Source organism: Algibacter sp. YIN40 (genome assembly GCF_057219435.1).
This window is the reverse complement of record NZ_JBXVVC010000003.1, coordinates 259,759-280,236: the sequence shown is the minus strand read 5'-3', so window position 1 is coordinate 280,236 and position 20,478 is coordinate 259,759. Positions and strand designations below refer to the sequence as shown.

General features: G+C 31.5%; 16 protein-coding genes. 9 read left to right on the top strand and 7 right to left on the bottom strand.

Annotation, left to right across the window (positions count from 1 at the left end):
- Positions 1-20 precede the first annotated feature (20 nt).
- Complete coding sequence (locus AC2D6V_RS12080; RefSeq protein WP_484648454.1) at positions 21-740, top strand: peroxiredoxin; 720 nt, start codon at positions 21-23, stop codon at positions 738-740.
- Between the two features lie 19 nt (positions 741-759).
- A complete protein-coding gene (locus AC2D6V_RS12075; protein WP_484648453.1) occupies positions 760-1,689 on the top strand; it encodes a L,D-transpeptidase in 930 nt (309 codons plus the stop codon).
- A gap of 9 nt (positions 1,690-1,698) precedes the next feature.
- Here the strand turns inward: AC2D6V_RS12075 and AC2D6V_RS12070 are convergent, their stop codons facing one another.
- Complete coding sequence (locus tag AC2D6V_RS12070; protein ID WP_484648452.1) at positions 1,699-2,694, bottom strand: 2-hydroxyacid dehydrogenase; 996 nt, start codon at positions 2,692-2,694, stop codon at positions 1,699-1,701.
- Positions 2,695-2,886: 192 nt separating this feature from the next.
- Between AC2D6V_RS12070 and AC2D6V_RS12065 the strand changes: the two genes are divergently transcribed.
- The 3 genes from AC2D6V_RS12065 (at position 2,887) to AC2D6V_RS12055 (ending at position 5,691) form a co-directional block, all read left to right on the top strand.
- Positions 2,887-3,387, top strand: coding sequence for a hypothetical protein (locus AC2D6V_RS12065; protein WP_484648451.1), 501 nt, complete (start codon positions 2,887-2,889; stop codon positions 3,385-3,387).
- Between the two features lie 11 nt (positions 3,388-3,398).
- On the top strand, positions 3,399-3,773 hold the full coding sequence (locus tag AC2D6V_RS12060; protein WP_484648450.1) for a GerW family sporulation protein: 375 nt from the start codon (positions 3,399-3,401) through the stop codon (positions 3,771-3,773).
- 352 nt (positions 3,774-4,125) lie between these two features.
- Complete coding sequence (locus AC2D6V_RS12055; RefSeq protein WP_484648449.1) at positions 4,126-5,691, top strand: hypothetical protein; 1,566 nt, start codon at positions 4,126-4,128, stop codon at positions 5,689-5,691.
- A 57-nt stretch (positions 5,692-5,748) separates the two neighbouring features.
- Here AC2D6V_RS12055 and glyA read toward each other — a convergent pair whose 3' ends face one another.
- Positions 5,749-7,020, bottom strand: coding sequence for a serine hydroxymethyltransferase (gene glyA / locus AC2D6V_RS12050; protein WP_484648448.1), 1,272 nt, complete (start codon positions 7,018-7,020; stop codon positions 5,749-5,751).
- 202 nt (positions 7,021-7,222) lie between these two features.
- On the opposite strand from glyA, the gene fahA reads away from it, so the two are divergent.
- The 3 genes from fahA (at position 7,223) to AC2D6V_RS12035 (ending at position 10,493) form a co-directional block, all read left to right on the top strand.
- The gene (gene fahA / locus AC2D6V_RS12045) at positions 7,223-8,506 is read left to right on the top strand and encodes a fumarylacetoacetase (RefSeq protein ID WP_484648447.1); all 1,284 of its coding nucleotides are present in this window, start codon (positions 7,223-7,225) and stop codon (positions 8,504-8,506) included.
- A 123-nt stretch (positions 8,507-8,629) separates the two neighbouring features.
- Positions 8,630-9,808: a hypothetical protein gene (locus AC2D6V_RS12040; protein WP_484648446.1), complete on the top strand. Its 1,179-nt coding sequence runs from the start codon at positions 8,630-8,632 to the stop codon at positions 9,806-9,808.
- A 193-nt stretch (positions 9,809-10,001) separates the two neighbouring features.
- On the top strand, positions 10,002-10,493 hold the full coding sequence (locus tag AC2D6V_RS12035) for a hypothetical protein (RefSeq protein ID WP_484648445.1): 492 nt from the start codon (positions 10,002-10,004) through the stop codon (positions 10,491-10,493).
- Positions 10,494-10,500: 7 nt separating this feature from the next.
- Here AC2D6V_RS12035 and AC2D6V_RS12030 read toward each other — a convergent pair whose 3' ends face one another.
- The 5 genes from AC2D6V_RS12030 to AC2D6V_RS12010 form a co-directional block, all read right to left on the bottom strand.
- On the bottom strand, positions 10,501-11,730 hold the full coding sequence (locus AC2D6V_RS12030) for an ABC transporter ATP-binding protein (protein ID WP_484648444.1): 1,230 nt from the start codon (positions 11,728-11,730) through the stop codon (positions 10,501-10,503).
- Between the two features lie 23 nt (positions 11,731-11,753).
- Positions 11,754-12,614 (bottom strand): N-acetylglucosamine kinase, encoded by an 861-nt coding sequence (locus tag AC2D6V_RS12025; RefSeq protein ID WP_484648443.1) that lies wholly within the window; start codon positions 12,612-12,614, stop codon positions 11,754-11,756.
- Between the two features lie 84 nt (positions 12,615-12,698).
- The gene (gene gap / locus AC2D6V_RS12020; RefSeq protein WP_484648442.1) at positions 12,699-13,700 is read right to left on the bottom strand and encodes a type I glyceraldehyde-3-phosphate dehydrogenase; all 1,002 of its coding nucleotides are present in this window, start codon (positions 13,698-13,700) and stop codon (positions 12,699-12,701) included.
- A 17-nt stretch (positions 13,701-13,717) separates the two neighbouring features.
- Complete coding sequence (gene pfkA / locus AC2D6V_RS12015) at positions 13,718-14,704, bottom strand: 6-phosphofructokinase (protein WP_484648441.1); 987 nt, start codon at positions 14,702-14,704, stop codon at positions 13,718-13,720.
- A gap of 161 nt (positions 14,705-14,865) precedes the next feature.
- A complete protein-coding gene (locus AC2D6V_RS12010; protein ID WP_484648440.1) occupies positions 14,866-19,242 on the bottom strand; it encodes a translocation/assembly module TamB domain-containing protein in 4,377 nt (1,458 codons plus the stop codon).
- Between the two features lie 182 nt (positions 19,243-19,424).
- On the opposite strand from AC2D6V_RS12010, the gene tsaD reads away from it, so the two are divergent.
- On the top strand, positions 19,425-20,447 hold the full coding sequence (gene tsaD / locus AC2D6V_RS12005) for a tRNA (adenosine(37)-N6)-threonylcarbamoyltransferase complex transferase subunit TsaD (protein ID WP_484648439.1): 1,023 nt from the start codon (positions 19,425-19,427) through the stop codon (positions 20,445-20,447).
- Positions 20,448-20,478 lie beyond the last annotated feature (31 nt).

Genomic DNA, 20,478 nt, shown 5'->3' with positions numbered 1-20,478 from the left:
TACTGGAAAAATTAAAACACATGGAAACATTACATGAACAAGAAAAAATGGTGTCCTTGCCAAGGATTGGCGATAAAGCACCAGAATTTAAAGCAGTAACAACACAAGGGGATATTAATTTCCCTGAAGATTATAAAGGTAAGTGGGTTATTCTCTTTAGTCACCCTGCAGATTTCACACCTGTTTGTACTTCAGAATTTATAACCTTTTCTCACCTTGAAAACAAGTTTGACAAGGCAAACTGTAAGTTATTAGGACTTTCAATTGATGGTTTATATAGTCATATTGCTTGGTTAAGAACAATTAGAGAAAAAATAGAATTTAAAGGGATTAAAAATGAAGATGTCAAGTTTCCTTTAATTGAAGATATTACTATGGATATTGCCAAAAAATACGGTATGATTCAACCAGGTGAAAGCAAAACACAAGCTGTAAGAGCCGTATTTTTTATAGATCCCAAAGGCATTGTTAGAGCTTTAATTTATTACCCTTTGAGTTTAGGTAGAAATTTTGATGAAATATACAGAGCTTTAATTGCAATGCAAACTTCAGATAAATTTGGGGTTGCAACCCCTGCCGATTGGATCCCTGGGGACGATGTTATTATTTCTCCTGCAGGTTCATGTGGAGTAGCTGAAGAACGTATGACAAACAAAAATGGATTAACCTGTGAAGACTGGTTTTTCTGCACAAAAAAACTGGACAAAGAAACTGTTTTAAGTGAGGTTTTAAAAAATTAACAAAATTACAGCCTGTAAGATGAAGCCTAAAATATATTACTCAGTGGTTTTAGGAATAATTCTATTGGTTGTTCTTAAATTTTGCTGTCCAGGAAATATTGACCACCATATAGTATCATTTGTTTCTAATAATTCTTCCTTAACTCAAGATTATAAAAAGATATTAATTGAAAAGCCTATTACAATTGAAAACTATTTTCAATTTTTAGACTCTGTTGTTCTAAAATATGATTCTTTAGTACCCTATAAACTAAGCGAACATTTTTTAGTAAGAACAAACCCATGGATTATAGATATACTTCAAAACACAGATTATTATAGAATGAAAGCGCAAGATTCATTTGTGTTTAATCAAAAGAAGATGATTGTACTACCAAAAGGATTCTCAATAAAAATCCCTGACTCCTCAACGGCTGTAAAACTTCTAACCCTATTTAATAAAACTACTATAGATATTAATATTCCAGAATTTAAACTTCGTATTTATGAAGGTTCTTCAAAGCTCTATGAATTTCCAATACGGGTGGGACGCAATGAAAAAAAATATCTTAAAATGGCAAACAGAGTTGTAGATTTAAAAACAGAAGTAGGTAATGGTTCTATAATAAATCATGTTCGCAATCCAAGTTATTACAACCCCGTAAATGGACATCAATATTTCGTCACAAAACGAGATGATGGAAAAGTGACCAAACTACCACAAATTCCTTTTATTGAAACTGAAATAAATGGCTTAAGAAACGGACAATTAATTCATCCAACAACTAATCCAATAACCTTAAATAAAGCCTATTCTAATGGTTGTATTGGAACTAAAGAAGATGATGCTTGGATTATTTATTACTACGCTCCCATCGGTACAAAAATAAACTTAAGGTACAGTTTAAATGTAGTAGACGAAAAAGGTGAAAAGCTGGCTTTGAAAGACATTTATGGCTATAACAGATGATTTTTATATTTAAGAATTTTTTAATTCATTTTCTGTTGTCTTTTTGTCATTCCAGCAATCAAAATTATAAATAGTGGTTTCTGATATGTTGGTAAGTGCTTCATCAGTTAAAAAAGCTTGATGCCCCGTAATTAAAACATTGGGAATTGCATTTAACTTAATTATGGTATCATCATTAGGATAATCATAAGAATGGTCTTTAAAAAATAGCCCCTTTTCATTTTCATATACATCTATTCCTAAAGCTCCAATTATATTTTCTTTTAGTCCATTAATAACATGTTCAGTATTTAAAACAGCTCCTCTGGCTGTATTTATAATTATCACATTCTCTTTCATTTTTTGAATTAAATTGTCATCTATTAAGTGATGCGTATTGGTGTTTAAAGGCACATGCAATGAAATAATATCAGCTCTTTTGCATAAATCTTCCAAAAGCATATAACGCATATTATACTTATCAACTAATTCATTATTCTCTTCAATATCATACCCAATCAAATTACAACCAAAACCATACATTATTTTAGCCATTATAGAACCTATTCTACCTGTGCCAATAATCCCAATGGTTTTATTATTTAAATCGAAACCTGTTAGGTTGTTTAAATCAAAATTTAGCTTTTTTGCACGTTCATTTGATTCAATTAGCTTTCGGTTTAATGCTAATAATAAAGCTACAGCATGCTCTGCTATGGCATTTGGTGAGTAAGATGGTACATTGGCCACTTTTATGTTTAACCTTAAAGCAGTATTTAAGTTTACATTATCGTAACCAACTGAGCGCAATGAGATAAACTTAATTTTAAAATCCTTTAGCTTTTCAATAACCAAATCTGATGCATCATCAGCCGAAAATATAGAAATTCCATCAAAACCAATAGCTTTCATAGCTGTTTCAGATGATAAAGCATCATCAATAAAAGTTAGTTTGTGTTTTCTATTATTTGCCTTTTCCAAATAAGGAATTTCAAATTTTTTAGCACTATATATAAGTACTTTCATCTTTATAAATATTTACCGATTTGGTTTAGTTATAATGGCTCTATAATTGATAATCCTCGAATCAATTTATTATCAAATAAAGCTACCCCTTTTAACAAACAGCAACAATGATATTTATCATATCTATTTGTAAGTTGATCAATATCATTGTTTTACACGCTTAGTAGTAGTTACTTTAAAGCAAAATTAATCATGGCTCTTTTTATAGTCATAATAGTATTTATATTGCTTTTAGTGTCTTTGTTACTAGTACCAATTACTATATGTTTAGATACAACATCGAACCAATACTACATAGAATTACAAGGATTGATTAAAGCGGATTTTGAGCGTCATGATGTGGAAGTCTTTAGGGTAGGATTAAAAATATTTTTTATCAAATTTTATATCTATCCATTAAAAAGAAAGCGTTTGAACAAACAAAAAAAAGATAAAGAAAAGGGCTTAGCTAAAGCTAAAAAACATTTGTCCATTATCAAGATATTCAAAATATTAAAAACCTTTAAAGTGACCCATTTTTTTGCAAATATTGATACTGGGAATTATGTTTTGAATGCCAAATTATATCCATTATTCGCTCTGTTAAATTATAACAATGGAAATTTTCACATCAATTTTATAGAAATAAATCAATTGGTCATACATATTAAAAATAGACCAATATATATTTTAAAATCATTCATTAACTCTTAAATTATTACATTATGGATTTACATTTCGAAGAATTATTAGGCAAAATTACAGACTTCATTAAAACTGAAGCTAAAACAGAAACCGTTGTTGGAGAACAATTTGAACTAGGGCAGTTTAAATGTGTCCCAGTAATTAAAGTAGGTATGGGATTTGGTTCTGGTGGCGGAGAAGGCGTTGAAACCAAAACAAAAGCTCGAAAAGGTCAAGGTGCTGGTGGAGGAGCTGGTGTTGGTATAGAACCTATTGGTTTTTTGGTAACAAAAGATGAACAAATTTCTTTTATTAAAGCTGGTAAAACTCATGGTCTCGCCGCTGCTTTTGAGAAAGTACCAGACTTAATTGAAAAGGTTATTGAGAAAAGAAGCAAAGATGAAGTCCCCGCTTAATTATTATTGCTTTTTAACAATTTGTAATCAGGCTGAGTGTTTTTAATTATAAATTAAACAAATTCAGCCTGATTTTTAATATAGTCCCTTTTTACTTTATTAGAATCAAATTTAGAACTATTATCAAACTTTTCTTAAAAAGGTGCTAAATCGGTCTCACTAAATTTTAAGACTTCTTTTATCTCCCCATAAAACCTAAAAAATAATCAGTTAATTTAAAATCAATAATCTTTCAACTTATCTAAGTAAAAATTTTGAGTTTAAAAAACACTAATTCACATAATTAATTAAAAAGTATACTAATTCATTCTTTCAAAAGTTATATTTTTAGCTTTTCAATTAATTCCACAAAATGAAACGTAGTTTTTACTTTTTATTCACCTTAGCTTTTCTAATTATTTGGAGTTCATGTCGTAAAGATTTTGAATTTTCTGCCAGTACAGGTTCACTCGAATTCTCTAGAGACTCAGTATATCTAGATACTATTTTTACAAATATTGGCTCAAGCACTTATAATTTAAAGGTTTATAATAGAAGTGATGACGATATTCTCATACCCTCTATAAAATTAAGGCTTGGTCAAAATTCAGAATACCGATTAAACGTTGATGGATTAGCAGGAAAAGAATTTAACGACATCCAAATTCTTGCTAAGGACAGTATTTTTATTTTCGTAGAAACTACTATCGATATAAATAACTTCCCAAATCCCGATGGTAATTATCTATATACCGACCAAATAGAATTTGATACAGGTGCTAATCTGCAAGAAGTTGAACTTGTGACACTTGTAAAAGATGCTGTATTTATTTATCCCGATAGAGATAATACCACCAAAGTTATAGAAACCTTGACATTAAATATTGGTGGTGACTTGGTAGAAACAGATTTACAAGGTCGAGAACTACTAACTAGCGAGCTTAATTTCACCAATGAAAAACCCTATGTTATTTATGGTTTTGCGACCGTACCAGCAGGAGAAACACTAACCATTGAAGCTGGATCACGTTTACATTTTCATGATAACTCAGGTTTAATTGTATCTAATGGTGCCTCATTACAAGTTAATGGAAGCTATAGTACAGATAAAGAGTTACTGGAAAATGAAGTGATTTTTGAAGGTGACCGTTTAGAACCTAATTTCTCTAATGTCCCCGGGCAATGGGGAACGATATGGTTACTTGACGGTAGTATCAATAATAATATTAATTATGCTACTATAAAAAACGCATTAGTAGGTGTTTTATGTGATGGAAATCCTGATGAAGTAAATGACAAATTAACTATCACAAATTCTCAAATCTATAATTCAAGTAGTTTTGGTATTCTTGGGCGAAACACGTCGATAGCTGGAGAGAACGTAGTGATTAATAATGCTGGACAATCATCATTTGCTGGTACATTTGGAGGAAAATATAATTTTACACATTCAACTATTGCTAACTATTGGTCTAATGGTTTCAGGCAATTACCTGCTGTTTTAATAAACAATTTTGTTTTAGATGAAGAAAACAATGCAACTATTGCTGACCTTATGGAAGCGAATTTTAATAATTGTATTCTCTACGGAAATGACAATCCTGAAATCTTATTGGATGAAATTGAAGATGATGCAGTCGTTTTCAATTTTAAATTCACTAATTGCCTCATTCGCTTTGAAGACAATAATGATAATTTTACAGGTCCAAATTACAATTTGACTGATACCAATCATTACGAAGGCAATATTTATAATGAAGACCCTAATTTTAAAGACACAGAGCAGAACATGCTAATCATTGGAGCTGAATCTGCTGCAGTAAATATGGGTTTAGGAACATTTGCAACACAAGTTCCATTAGATATTTTAAATGTAAACAGAACAGCTTCTCCAGATATAGGAGCTTATCAGCATATTACTTTTCCAGAAGATGATTAAATTAAAAATCCCGCCAATGGCAGGATTTTTTAATATTCATATTTCAAGTTTGATAAACTAAACAAACAACGGTTTGTCCCTCATCATCATATTTACTTTATTTTTTACGGCTTCTAGAGTTGCTACATCTTCAAAATTAGTAATAACTTCATCAACCAATTCCACAATAGCAACCATATCATCTTCCTTCAATCCTCTTGTGGTCACCGCAGAAACGCCTAAACGTATTCCAGAAGTTACAAATGGTGATTTATCATCGAATGGCACCATATTCTTGTTTGCAGTAATATCTGCTTTTACAAGCGCTTGTTCTGCATCTTTACCAGATATGTTTTTGTTTCTTAAATCTATCAACATCATATGATTATCTGTTCCTCCAGAAATAATATGATACCCTTTGCCTACTAAAGCATTTGCCATAGAATTTGCGTTTTGCTTTACTTGTAATTGATAATGCAAAAAGTTATCGGTTAATGCTTCACCAAAAGCTATCGCTTTAGCAGCAATAATATGCTCTAATGGTCCACCTTGATTTCCTGGAAAAACTGCTGAATTTAGTAGAGCAGACATTTTACGTAAGTTTCCGTTTTTTAATTTTAAACCAAATGGGTTGTCAAAATCTTGTCCCATCATAATCATTCCGCCTCTTGGACCACGTAATGTTTTATGCGTTGTTGTTGTTACAATATGACAATGTGGTAACGGATCGTTTAATATTCCTTTTGCAATTAATCCTGCAGGATGTGAAATATCAGCAACTAATATGGCACCAACAGAATCTGCTATTTTACGAAAACGTTTAAAATCCATATCGCGAGAATATGCCGAAGCTCCTGCAATTATTAACTTTGGTTTTTCACGTTCTGCTACTTCAGCAACATGATCGTAATCTATTAATCCCGTTTCTTTTTTAACGCCATAAAATACCGGGTTATATAATTTACCAGAAAAATTTACTGGAGAACCATGAGTTAAATGTCCACCATGAGACAAATCGAAACCTAAAATAGTATCTCCTGGTTTTAAGCAAGCAAAAAACACAGCTGTATTTGCCTGACTCCCAGAATGTGGTTGCACATTTACATAAGCAGCTCCAAACAACGCTTTTGCTCTATCAATAGCTATTTGCTCAACTTCGTCAACAACTTCACAACCTCCATAATAACGTTTACCAGGATAGCCTTCAGCATATTTATTTGTTAATACAGAACCCGCAGCTTCCATAACTTGGTTACTTACAAAATTTTCGGATGCAATAAGTTCAATACCATGAAGTTGGCGCTCTTTTTCAGCTTGAATAAGTTCAAATATTTGTTCGTCGCGGTGCATAAAATTAAATTCTAGTTAAATATTCGGCAAAAATAGCAAATAGATTAGTCAAATTCATCAAAATATAATTATTTACCTTTAAGTTTTAAACCATTTTATTAACGGTTGCATTTAAGTTAAATTTTGACTATTTATTTCAAATAAAATAAAAAAAATGTGTACGTTTGGTTAGAATTTAATAATCATAAAATCAATTCAGGCTATGCCATTATCAGCTAACAATCCAGATAGAATCTCGTGGTTACACGTCGATAAAAATTCAGATTTTCCAATTCAGAATATCCCTTTTGGAGTATTTCTTACACGTGATGATATTATTACCATAGGAACACGAATTGGGGATACTGCAATAGATTTGGGTGCACTCCATCAATTAGGCTATTTTGAAGGCATCCCATTAACAGATGATATTTTCCTTCAAGATACACTAAATGACTTTATAGCCGATGGCAGAAAAACATGGCGTTTAGTAAGAAACCGTATTGCTGAAATATTTGATGCCGAAAATGATGGTTTAAAAAATAATAAACAACATAAGGAGATTGTGCTGTTTCGATTGGATGAAATTGAAATGAAATTACCTGTTCAAATTGGAGACTATACCGATTTTTATTCAAGTATCGAGCACGCGACTAACGTAGGAACCATGTTTAGAGACCCAGATAATGCTTTATTGCCAAACTGGTTGCACATACCTGTTGGTTATCATGGTAGAAGTTCTTCTATAATCCCTTCTGGTATACCCGTGCATAGGCCGCAGGGGCAAACGCTGCCAAATGGTGCAAGCGAGCCTGTTTTTGGCCCGAGTAGATTAGTTGATTTTGAATTAGAAATGGCGTTTATAACTACTGATGGTAATGATTTGGGAGAACCTATTCCTATTGAAGAAGCGGAAGAGTATATTTTTGGACTAGTCGTTTTTAACGATTGGAGTGCTAGAGATATCCAAAAATGGGAATATGTCCCATTAGGTCCATTTTTAGCTAAAAACTTTGCTTCCAGCATATCACCTTGGATAGTAACGCTTGACGCTCTTGAACCTTTTAGAGTTGAAGGCCCGAAACCATTAAAACCTCAATTAGACTATTTAAAATATAAAGGAAAAAAGAGTTTCGATATTAATCTTGAGGTTGCTATTCAACCAAAAGGCGCCAAAGAGTCAATAGTAAGTAAATCAAACTTCAAGTACATGTATTGGAATATGGCACAACAACTAACCCATCATACAGTTAATGGTTGTCCAATCAATTCTGGTGATATGATGGGAAGTGGTACTATTTCTGGTTCTACTCCAGATTCTTACGGATCAATGCTAGAACTTACATGGCGTGGTGAAAAACCAATTAAAATGAAAGATGGCACAGAACGTAAATTTATAAACGACCACGATACAGTTATTATGAGAGGTTATTGCGAAAAAGACGGAACACGCATTGGTTTTGGTAAAGTTGCGACTAAATTACTACCAGTTTTTACTAAAAAATAAGTTTTTACTTACTAAAATAAATAATATTTTTCATTTCATCGGATTTATTAGTATTTTATCTGCTATTTGATTATTTTGGCACCATGTTTGAAAACATAGTGAAATAACCCAAATTTACAACCGATGAAAAAATTTCTACTATTAATTATTATTGTTTCTACTGTTATTGCTTGTAATACAAGAAAGCAGGTTGAAAAAGCCGTGAGCTATGGTAATTACGATCAAGCTATCACGACGGCCATTAAAAAGCTTAGTACTAATAAAAATGCAAAACGCAAACAAGATTATGTACTCATGCTTAGAGATGCTTATATAAAAGCTACCGAACGCGATTTAAGTAGCATAGAACATCTTAAAAAAGATAACAACCCAGAGTTGTATCGTGAGATATTTCAGTTATATCTTAATCTAGATTCTAGGCAAGAAGCTATCAAACCTTTGCAACCATTAGCAATCAATGGAAAAGAAGTTATTCTTAATTTTAATGATTATAGTAGTGAAATAGCTGTTTCGAGAGAAAAGGTTTCAGACTATACCTATGAAAAAGGATTGGCATTATTAGAATCTGATAACAAATCATCAATAAGAGAAGCCTATAATGAATTACGCTATTTAGACAATATTAATCCTAATTACGAAAACACAAGAGAGTTATTAGAAGAAGCGCATCAACGTGGTATGGACTATGTTATTGTTTCAATAAATAATGATACACAGCAAATAATTCCAACTAGATTGGAAGACGAATTACTGAATTTCGACACATATGGTCTCAATAAATTTTGGAGTACGTATCATGCTAATAGAATTTCTGAATTAAAGTATGACTATGCCATGCAACTTAATTTAAAGCAGATAAATATTTCTCCTGAAAGAATTAAAGAACGTGAAATATTAAGAGAGCGCGAGATCGTTGATGGTTGGAAATATAAAAAAGATAGAAACGGAAATGTATTAAAAGATACTCTAGGTAATGATATTAAGCTAGATAAAATTGTAAATGTAAGATGCCTTATTAGAGAGGTAACTCAGGTTAAAACATCTCAGGTTATAGGTGACGTTGTTTATGTTGATTTACAATCTAACCAAGTGCTTGATTCATTTCCAATAGATAGTAATTTTATTTTTGAAAATATTTTTGTTAAAACTAGAGGTGATAAACGTGCTTTAATAAAAGAAGACAGGCAGTTTTTAAACAATAGAAGAGCACCTTTTCCGAGTAATGAACAAATGGTTTATGACACCGGAGAAGACCTAAAACTACAGCTTAAAAAAATTATAAATTCATACTCTATTAGATAATTAAAAAAAACTCCTAAATTGTATTTAGGAGTCTTTTTTAATATACTATTCTTAACATAAAATCTAAATACAGGTAAACAAAAAATTCATATTGCTTTATATTACAATTTGATTAACAGTAGTTTACGATTTTAAAACTTGAATTAATTTATTTTTACTATTTTCACTCCCCTTTAATTAATTCATAATCCCTATGAAATCACTATTAATAATATTAATTAGCATAGGCTTTTGCGCTCCAGTATTAAGTCAATCCACAGACGAACATCTTAGGCTTCAAGTGTTAAATTACGACATGGCAGAACAGAACTTTATCTTCGGAGAATGGAAGAAAGAAAATGGATCTGAAACGCATTTAAACTACCTAGGAGAAATTGTTACTAGTAATGATGAGCGTTTCAAAATAATGACCTCGAGCTGGGTTTGGGGTTATACAAGAAAAGTAACGAACTTAATATTAGTTTACGATAAGGACAACAACCTATTAGGTAATTACTACTTGAATACAAAATGTCAATTACCCAACGAAATTGTTAGCAATAAGCTAATTTTTAAACCTTCTGAGTGCGCGGAATGTGATAATGCTATTACTAAAGTTGATTTCTATGATGGTATTCCCGAAAATTTCTATTTAGGCTGTAAACGCGGGCAAGGAAATATTTATTCGTTTTATTTAAGCTATTAAAGTTTAGCTAATTTTTATAAGCCACTCCAGTTGAGCCATTTTTATTAGGTTGTAACTCATAAATATAATCCGTTTTTATATTCTTTTCGGCTCTATGGGAAACGTATAATATGGTGGCGCTACTTTCAAGTGCAATTTTATTTACTAATTCAGTGAATATTTTAGCATCTAAATCGTCTAATCCATTTGTTGGTTCGTCTAAAATCAATAACGGAGGTTGTTTCACCATAGCTCTAGCTATTAAAACCAATCGTTTATGACCTTCAGATAAAAACTGGAAACTCTTATCTTTTATGTCAAAAATATTCAAAAGTTTTAACCATTGATGTGCTATTATTATTTGTCTGTCAGACGGTGTTTTGTACAGCCCAATGGAATCTAAAAATCCAGAAATAATCATGTTTTCAATAGTATCAGATCTTCTAAAACTACGTGTTACTTCGGAAGAATAGAATCCGATATGTTTTTTTATATCCCAAACACTTTCTCCACTTCCCTTTTTCATTCCGAATAAGGTTATATCTTGTAAGTATGCTTTTGGATTATCACCAGAAATAAGTGTTAAGAGGGTGCTTTTACCTGAGCCATTAGGTCCAATTAATTGCCAAAATTCACCAGGATTAACCTCCCAACAAATATCATTGACAATTGGTCGTTCATTATAACTTACACAAACATTATTAAACTTCACTAACGGCTTAAATACTTCTTTTTTAAGAATATAATCTTGAGGTAAGGCTTCTACAAAATTCTTTGATTCTTTTTCCTTTAATTCACTTATTGAGTTTATAGAAATTAGTTTTTCTTCAAGGAATTTATAAATGCTAGTTATAAAGGGTAAAATATCTCGTTGTCTATTAACTATCTGGACAATAGGTATTTGATGACTCAATTGTATAAGTGTATTCGTTATATCCTTTTGAGCTTGTGTATCTAAACTATCAAAAACATTATCAACGATTATATACTCTGGGTTTTGGGTAATTATATGATTTAAAAGTGCCTTTTTGCGCTCTCCTTGAGATGAATTTTTTAAGCTATTTTTAGTTTGGGTAATTATATGGTATTGACCATGACGCGTTTCTTCCTCAATAAACTTATTTGAAGCTAAATCTGAAAAAAGTGCATGAGATAAACCTTCTAAATCTTCAAGAATTATACCTGAAACAATGCGTTCTATAAGTTGAATTTTATTTTCTTTATTCGAAATATAAAACGCTCTACTATGTTTAGACAAAACTTACAATTAACTAATTATATCTAAAGATTTTTGGTATGATAACCAACCAATCCATCTATTGGTCTTCGCTCAAAATTACCAACAGTAAAATCCATTTCTTGAGCCACAGATTTAATTTCATCTTGAGAGAAATAAGCAATGGATCCAGCAAAATGCACAGGGACTGTTTTTAATTCTTCTTTATATTGAAAAATCATATTTTTAGCAAATAGACGAATCCCATTTTTTATAAGGTTTATGGTATATTCTGAATCTTTATGTAAAAACATAAACTCGGCAAAATTTGCCAAATACGCATTCGGGTTGGGCTGCTTATACAAATTATATTTAATGTAATCTGCTTCCATATTAAATTTACTTCCAAATGCTATTTTAACATTTTCTGGCATGTGATTAAAATAGTAATCTCTTATAAGTTGCTTACCATAATAATTTCCAGATGCGTCATCCATTAGGGTATAGCCAAGAGATACGACGCGTTGATGTAATACTTCACCATCATAATAACTACAATTAGAACCCGTACCCATAATGCAAACAACTGCAGCTTCTTTATCATGATTAATAGTAGAATAAACAGCAGCCATAGTATCTTCCTTAACTTCTACATGAGCATTTAAAAATATATCTTGTAAAACTTCTGTTAAAAGTGCTACAGGCTTTTCTGTTCCACATCCTGCTCCATAAAAGAACACATGTGTAACGATAGCTCTATTTGCTTTTAGATCTTCATTCTTTTTAATTATTTTTCGTAATTTCTTTTCTGATAAAATTGCAGGATTAAGACCCTTTGTTCGCATTTTTTCCAGTAATTGGTTTCCATTTTTGTCTACTGCAATCCAATCTGACTTAGTAGAACCACTATCAACAATTAAAATCATAAGTATAAAGATAAAAAAACTCCACAGAATACTGTGCACTTTACACAATAACTCTGTGGAGTTATTATTACAAAATTATTTAATTTAAATCGATCCGATGTGTTGCGCTAAATCAACTAATTTAGTTGAATAACCAAACTCATTATCGTACCAAGATACTAATTTTACAAAATTATCATTTAACGCCATACTCGCGTTAGCATCAAAAGTACTTGTTTTAGGCTCAGACACGAAATCCTGAGAAACAACTCCTTCTTCCGTATATCCTAAAACACCATCTAATTCACCTTCAGAAGCTTCTTTTAAAGCAGATTTTACCTCGTCCCAAGATGCGCTTTTTTCTAAACGACAAGTTAAATCTACAACTGATACATCAACCGTAGGAATTCTAAAAGCCATACCAGTTAATTTTCCGTTTAATTCAGGAATTACTTTTCCAACAGCTTTAGCTGCACCAGTTGAAGCGGGTACAATATTGTTTAAAGAAGCACGACCTAATCTATAATCTTTTTTAGAAACACCATCAACAGTAGATTGCGTTGCTGTAGCAGCATGAACTGTAGTCATTAAACCTTCAGCAATTCCGAATTTATCGTTAATTACTTTGGCTAATGGCGCTAAACAGTTAGTTGTACAAGAAGCGTTTGATACAATTGTATCACTCGCAGTAATTTGTTTGTGGTTTACGCCCATAACAAACATAGGTGCATCAGCAGACGGCGCAGAAATGGCAACCTTTTTAGCCCCTGCTTTAATATGCTTACCAGCACCTTCTAGGTTGGTAAAGATGCCTGTACAATCTAAAACCACCTCTGCTCCAACTGCATCCCATTTTAGATCTTCTGGGTTGCGTTCTGCAGTAACTCTTATTGTGTTTCCGTTTACTATTAAGTTTCCATCTTTAGTATCAATAGTTCCATCAAACTGTCCGTGAACAGAATCAAACTTTAATAAATATGCTAAATGGTCTACATCTAGTAAATCGTTAATTCCTACTACTTCTATATCTGGTCTTCCTGCAGCTACTCTGAAAGCAATTCTACCAATTCTACCAAATCCATTAATTCCAATTTTTAATTTTGACATAATCTTAGTTATAAATGTTAAGTGCTCATAATATCTGAGACACGCAATAATTCTAAATTTATTTTTGATTTTCCTTTAATAGCATTCTCTAAAGGTGTTAATTCCATTTTATTACTAATTAATCCAACCATGAAGTTAGATTTATCTTCTAATAAAGACTCTACAGCTTTAACTCCCATTCTACTGGCTAAAACACGATCGAAACATGATGGTGCACCACCTCGTTGCATATGTCCTAAAACAGATACACGAACATCGTAGCCTTCCATGTTTTCATCAACGTATTCTTTTAATTCGAAGATGTTTTTTCCTATTTTATCACCTTCAGCTACAATAACAATGCTTGAAGACTTTCCAGATTTTCTGCTTTTATTTAAAGAATCGACCAGTCTATCTAGCCCTAAATCTTCTTCAGGTATAAGAATTTCTTCAGCACCACCAGCAATTCCAACATTTAAGGCGATATGACCAACATCGCGCCCCATAACTTCAATGAAGAATAACCTGTTATGCGAACTTGCTGTATCTCGTATTTTATCAATTGCTTCTACAACTGTATTTTGTGCTGTATCAAATCCTAAAGTGTGAGAGGTTCCAAAAATATCATTATCAATAGTTCCAGGTATTCCCATAACTGGAAAATCGAATTCTTGATTAAATATCATAGCACCTGTAAAAGTTCCATCACCTCCTATAGCAACAAGACCTCCAATTCCCGCAGCAACTAAATGATCAAACGCTTTTTGTCTGCCTTCTTTAGTTCTAAACTCTTTAGAACGCGCAGATTTTAATATAGTTCCCCCTTTGTTTATGATTCCTTTTACACTTCTGGCATCCATTTCAACGAAGTCGCCTTCCATTAGGCCTTCATAACCTCTATAAATACCAACACACGCTATATCATGATATGCACAAGTTCTAACAACCGAACGAACCGCAGCATTCATTCCTGGAGAATCACCTCCAGAAGTAAATACTCCTATTTTTTTTATCGTTTTTGGCATAAAATTTTCTAATTTGAAAGGTAAAATTACTAAACAAAAAGCACATATCTATAGCATTTACAGTAATTTAATGGGTCTGTTGACACTATAACGTTTTAGTTAATAAAAAAACTATAGTTGTAATTATATTTAAAAGGAAATAACATTTAAATCTCCATTTTTTAGTTGTCTGAAGATGATTTTATAGTTATAAAATCTGGAAGAGGTTGTTCTTTTTTTTCTAAGATTTCTTTTTCTGAAGTTTTATTCTTCTTCTTTGAATTCTTAAAAAGACCTTGAATTAATTCTTTAAATGTATCGAAATCGAGATTATAGGCAATACCTATACCTTGAGTATACCCGATTTCTTCACCAAAATTACGAATACTGTTTTCCCTGTTAAAAACCTTTGCTGTTAAAGTACCTTCTTCATTTAAAAGAAAATCAATTTCAACATCACCAGCAATAACCGTGTCGGTAGCATCTGCACCACCAACCGGTACTCCAACCTTACCATTTATAAGTACGCGGTCACTAATTTGAGTTTGTAAAGTTACTCCAAAACGATCATTTGTTCTATAATCTGGTCTGTTTTGGCCAGCTTCATAATTTAGTCCTAAATTAAATTTACTATCTCCACTAGAAAAAATACCATTAATAATACCGTTAAGTCTTTCAGCTATAGTACCAGAGAAATTTAATTCGTTTAGACCTTTCGAAAAAGAGCCTGTTGAAAGTAAATACAATGCTTGATTTTGTCTGTCATCTTGCGACTCCAATCTGTATTGAAGCTCAGATTTTATGGTTGAATTCACATTGGGAAATTCAAAATTAAAGTCAGGATCAGGCTGTTCTAGGTCTCCAATCAAACTAATATTTAATTCTACGGGAATACTTCTGTTTATGGGGTTATCAAGCAAAGGTGATGGGTTTGCCTGAGTCTTATAAATAGCTAGCATATTTAATTGTGCCTTCAACGGGTCTCCTTCCCAAGAGATTGTACCTCCTGGTTGCACCACAAACTCTTTTTGTATTAACCCTCCATAAGCAAAATTATAAACACCTTCGAATACTGAAAAATCTCCCCACATATTGAACTTGCCATTGGTGTTTATCTCAACTAAAAGTCCACCACGACCATTTCCTTTTAAGGCATGACCTGTGTTTTTATCTATGATAATTTCTAAATCTGCATCTTCAGTTACATCTAAATCAAAATCTAATTCAAGACCTTTTATTTCGTTAAAAGCTATTTCTTCACCATCAATACGTGCTTGCTTTTCTTTTTTAGTGACAAAATGTATAAATGAATTATCTCCAAAAGATTCGGTATCATTCAAAGGAATTTTAAATACAGTCCCAGCCTTTGTTTCTCCAACCACACTGATAACCAATTGCTCTGTAGGACCTTTTATACTAGCTGTACCACCTATAAAACCAGTGCCAAAATAAAGAGATTCTTCTTGCTCCTCGGTATCAAGCACTAAAAGCCGAGGTGTTTCAATATTTAAATCTAAGCGCCATTTCGATAAATTAATATGGCTAAGCGAACCATTCAATTCTCCATCTGAATTATGTCTTGTATCGGTAATTTGCAAATCTTTAAAAACAAAACTTTGATCTTTTAAACCAACAATAGCATTATCGTTAAATTTATAATCAACGTTGAGATAAGGGATTCTAAATCCAGAATCGTTTAATTTTAGTTCGCCATCTATATCGGGCTTTTTTAAATCGCCATGCACTCTGGCTTTTCCCGACACCATACCGCGAATATCTGATAAAACATCTTCCAATAATGGGTTTAGCGGGATTAAATTAAAATTATTAAAATTAAGATCTACATCAATATTTGACCGCCTGTTTCTAACACTAATATCTCCACTAGCACTAAAAGATTTTGAATCATCATCCTTAATAGAAACATCTACATTATAATTAGTTAAATTTTCATTACCCGTAATTGTTGCGTCAAAAGAACCTAAAGGAAAGTTATTCACTTTAAAATTATCTATTACTATAGTTGAGTTTGGTAAGTAACTGCCATTTTTTTGAAGAATGTCTAGATTTCCATTCACATTACCTGCTAATGCCAAACTATCAATATCTGGCGTTATTTTTGACAAGTCTATATCTTTAAAATTAAGCTTTAAATCTTTTTGGGTAGAATCCTTTATAAAACCAGACAGCTTGATTTCTTCATCATTATGATTAATCCTTAACTTATTAATATTGAATTTTGACAAATCTTTATTGAATGCGATTTTATTAAACTTGTCATCAATTTCATTAATAGACCAATTATAATCCTTAATAATAACATCAGATTTTTTAAAGCCTATAACAGACTCATTGTCTTCATTAATGGTATGATAAAAACTTAAATTGTAAATATCTTTATTGCGCTTACCTCCTTTAAATTCTGATCGCATAAACAACGTGTCATTAATAGTAGCATTAATTAAGCTGAATTTTGAAACATCGTAATAATCCGTTTTTACACTATCAATCTCGACGTAAGTATTAAATAATGGATTACTGTTATCTACCTGAATTTCAACATTTTCTACAAAATTATTTTTAAGTTTTATTTTAGGTGATTTGAAGGTAAGTCTAAATTCTTTTTCATCACTTTCCACACTCCCGCGCAAATACGTATTAGTTCCAACTTCTATTTCTGGAAGAAACACTTCTAAAATTTTATTATATATTTTAAAATTAAAATCGACACGCTGGTTATCTTCTACCTTATGTGGAATATAATTAGCATAAATGTTTCCAAGTGAATTTTCGAATAACTTTTTAAGGTCTTTAAATGAAAACCTACCATTCATAGAGCCTTCAATAATATCTGGAGAACTCACATCTATATATCTTATACTATTGTTGAATTGGGAATTGATATTAAATTCTCTGAAAAAATAAGTATTATGCTCATTTTTATAAGTAGTTTTGGTTAAACTAATTTTTCCAACCGCATCATCAAAACTACTTCCATTAACATTCATTTTTAAAGAACTATCAAAAAGAGAAATACTGTCTTTTTTTATAAAATTAAGCGCATTCAAGTTTGCATAATCAACTTTGGACTGAAAATCATATTTCCTTACATCTTCAGAGAAATCGACAAGACCACTAAAATTCATAATCAAATTCTTATCATTGATAGTAAGATTACCATCAAAAATTCTATTTCTAATAGTTCCAGCTACCTTAGTAGCTTTATAATTATACTTATTAAAGTTTGCACTAAATACATCTCCTTGCACTTCTGTATTTATAGTTTCTGCAACAAAACCCTTTCCTTTAACATCTAAATCTAAAGAAACATAGCTAACATTTGGGTCTTCAATTAAGGTGCCTAAATCGAAATCTTCTAATATTATTTTGCCACTATAATTTGCATCGTCGATATTTTTTATTTCCGTAATCTCAAGATTAGAATTTACAAAACCCAATTCTGTATCAATCTCTATATCTGCATTAACAGTAGATGAAGTGACTTTTGAAGTTCCTACTATTTTAAATTCACCCAATCGATCAAATGAAGACGGTATGGCGGCTCCCAAAACATTAGGCAATAACGATTTTAAATCTTTATAGGTTGATGACAAATTCTGAAACTTACCATCCATTAAAAAGTTATCAGGTTCTTTATTAAACAAGTTTTTAAAATTAATATCACCATAAATCTTGGTCTTTCTACTTGTATTTAATCTTAAATTAGATGTTTGTAAATCATTTAATGTCCCAGATAAATCCACATCGAACTTCGCTTTTTGTCCTACTCCAAATTCATTATAAATGGTATTAAGTTCATCTAACAAGACATTAGAATTTTTAAAACTTCCAGAAATTAAAACTTTATCGGTAAAATATTGAAGATCCTCTCGCTTGTAAGAAAATTTTAAATCTCCTTTTAAAACAGAATTTGGGGTATTAATTTGAAGATTATCAAACGTCATATCTTGTAAAGTATACTTAAAATTCGTCATCATGTTCTTCAAAACTATGCCTCTGCTAGCTTTTAGTCCTAGTGTGTTTATTCTAGTACTAACATCACTACCTTTAATTAAAAAGTTAGTTGCGTTAATGTTAAGATCTTCAAAATCAACAACCTTCGCATTCTCTCTATTTTCATCTATCAGCCTAAAATGACCATCGTAAATAGATACATCACTTGATGATAATAAAAATGAACCATCTCCTTTTGTCGGGTTATCACCTTCTAGTTTAGCAACAAATACATCTAAATTAGTATCCTTTGTCCCTTCATAGGTTTTGATATTAAATACCAAGTCCATTATATCAATATCTCCAAATACTAATTTTCCTTGATAAAGATTCCGAAAACTTAAGATTGACGTATTTAATTCGGCTATATTAATAAGTGTATCTTTCTTGTAATCTTCAACATAAATATTTTTAAATTCAATGTCTCCATTAAATTGCAAACCAACTTTATCAATATTAATATTGGTACCAAAGTCTTCATTTATGCGCTTTGTCGCATATTTACCTAAACTCGTTTGAATAGCAGGAATAGAAAATATCAACACCAAAATGATGAATAAAAGCAGTAAAATAGCTGCTAATTTGTATAGTATTTTAAGGACTTTTTTGATATTGCTAAAGTTATAACTTTATTAAGAATAAACTACATTTGCATATACGGAATAATGAATTAAGCAGACGTTTATTCGTATTCAAAATTAACAATTATTGTGCCTAATATTTATTAATGTCTTCACAAAATATTTACATTCTCGGAATTGAATCATCATGCGACGATACTGCTGCTTCTGTAATATACAACGGTAAAATTTTAAGCAATGTTGTTGCGAATCAAAAAATACATGAAGCCTATGGTGGTGTTGTACCCGAATTGGCCTCAAGAGCGCATCAACAAAACATTGTCCCGGTAGTACATGAAGCACTTAAAATAGCCAATGTTTCTAAAGAACAATTGAAAGCTATTGCTTTTACAAGTGGCCCTGGTTTAATGGGTTCTTTGTTAGTTGGAACGTCCTTTGCAAAGTCTCTAGCACTTGGCTTAAATGTTCCACTAATTGATGTAAACCACATGAAAGCACATATTCTAGCGCATTTTATAGATGAAGAAGGATTTAACAAGCCTCCTTTTCCATTTTTAGCGATGACAATTTCTGGTGGCCATACCCAAATAGTTAAGGTTGATAGCTATTTCGACATGACAGTTATTGGAGAAACAATTGATGATGCTGTTGGTGAAGCATTTGATAAAAGTGGGAAAATCCTAGGCTTAGGCTATCCTGCAGGTCCAGAAATAGATAAACGTGCTAAACTAGGAAACCCTAAAGCCTTTAAATTTACGAAACCAAAAGTAGCTGGTTTAAATTTTAGTTTTTCTGGGTTAAAAACGGCTATTTTATATTTTATCCAAAGAGAGACGAAAGCAAATCCGAATTTTATAAAAGAAAACCTAAATGATATTTGTGCGTCCATTCAATATACTATTATTGGAATTTTAATAGATAAATTGAAATTAGCATCTAAAGAAACTAACATTAAACATATTGCTATTGGTGGTGGAGTATCAGCAAATTCTGGCATTAGGCAAACTCTTAAAGATGGTGAACAAAAATTTGGCTGGACAACCTATATCCCCAAATTCGAATTCACTACTGATAATGCAGCTATGATTGCTATTGTTGGTTATTTAAAATACTTAGAAGGTGATTTCGCAGAACAAAATGTAATGGCATCAGCGCGGTTAAAAATTTAAACATTCATTTTTTAATTTTAAGTTATAAACA

What these genes read in the sequence shown, in the direction of transcription:
- AC2D6V_RS12080 (WP_484648454.1), top strand. Translation starts at nt 21, where the DNA reads ATGGAAACATTACATGAACAAGAAAAAATGGTGTCCTTGCCAAGGATT.
- AC2D6V_RS12075 (WP_484648453.1), top strand. Translation starts at nt 760, where the DNA reads ATGAAGCCTAAAATATATTACTCAGTGGTTTTAGGAATAATTCTATTG.
- AC2D6V_RS12070 (WP_484648452.1), bottom strand. Translation starts at nt 2,694, where the DNA reads ATGAAAGTACTTATATATAGTGCTAAAAAATTTGAAATTCCTTATTTG.
- AC2D6V_RS12065 (WP_484648451.1), top strand. Translation starts at nt 2,887, where the DNA reads ATGGCTCTTTTTATAGTCATAATAGTATTTATATTGCTTTTAGTGTCT.
- AC2D6V_RS12060 (WP_484648450.1), top strand. Translation starts at nt 3,399, where the DNA reads ATGGATTTACATTTCGAAGAATTATTAGGCAAAATTACAGACTTCATT.
- AC2D6V_RS12055 (WP_484648449.1), top strand. Translation starts at nt 4,126, where the DNA reads ATGAAACGTAGTTTTTACTTTTTATTCACCTTAGCTTTTCTAATTATT.
- glyA (WP_484648448.1), bottom strand. Translation starts at nt 7,020, where the DNA reads ATGCACCGCGACGAACAAATATTTGAACTTATTCAAGCTGAAAAAGAG.
- fahA (WP_484648447.1), top strand. Translation starts at nt 7,223, where the DNA reads ATGCCATTATCAGCTAACAATCCAGATAGAATCTCGTGGTTACACGTC.
- AC2D6V_RS12040 (WP_484648446.1), top strand. Translation starts at nt 8,630, where the DNA reads ATGAAAAAATTTCTACTATTAATTATTATTGTTTCTACTGTTATTGCT.
- AC2D6V_RS12035 (WP_484648445.1), top strand. Translation starts at nt 10,002, where the DNA reads ATGAAATCACTATTAATAATATTAATTAGCATAGGCTTTTGCGCTCCA.
- AC2D6V_RS12025 (WP_484648443.1), bottom strand. Translation starts at nt 12,614, where the DNA reads ATGATTTTAATTGTTGATAGTGGTTCTACTAAGTCAGATTGGATTGCA.
- gap (WP_484648442.1), bottom strand. Translation starts at nt 13,700, where the DNA reads ATGTCAAAATTAAAAATTGGAATTAATGGATTTGGTAGAATTGGTAGA.
- pfkA (WP_484648441.1), bottom strand. Translation starts at nt 14,704, where the DNA reads ATGCCAAAAACGATAAAAAAAATAGGAGTATTTACTTCTGGAGGTGAT.
- tsaD (WP_484648439.1), top strand. Translation starts at nt 19,425, where the DNA reads ATGTCTTCACAAAATATTTACATTCTCGGAATTGAATCATCATGCGAC.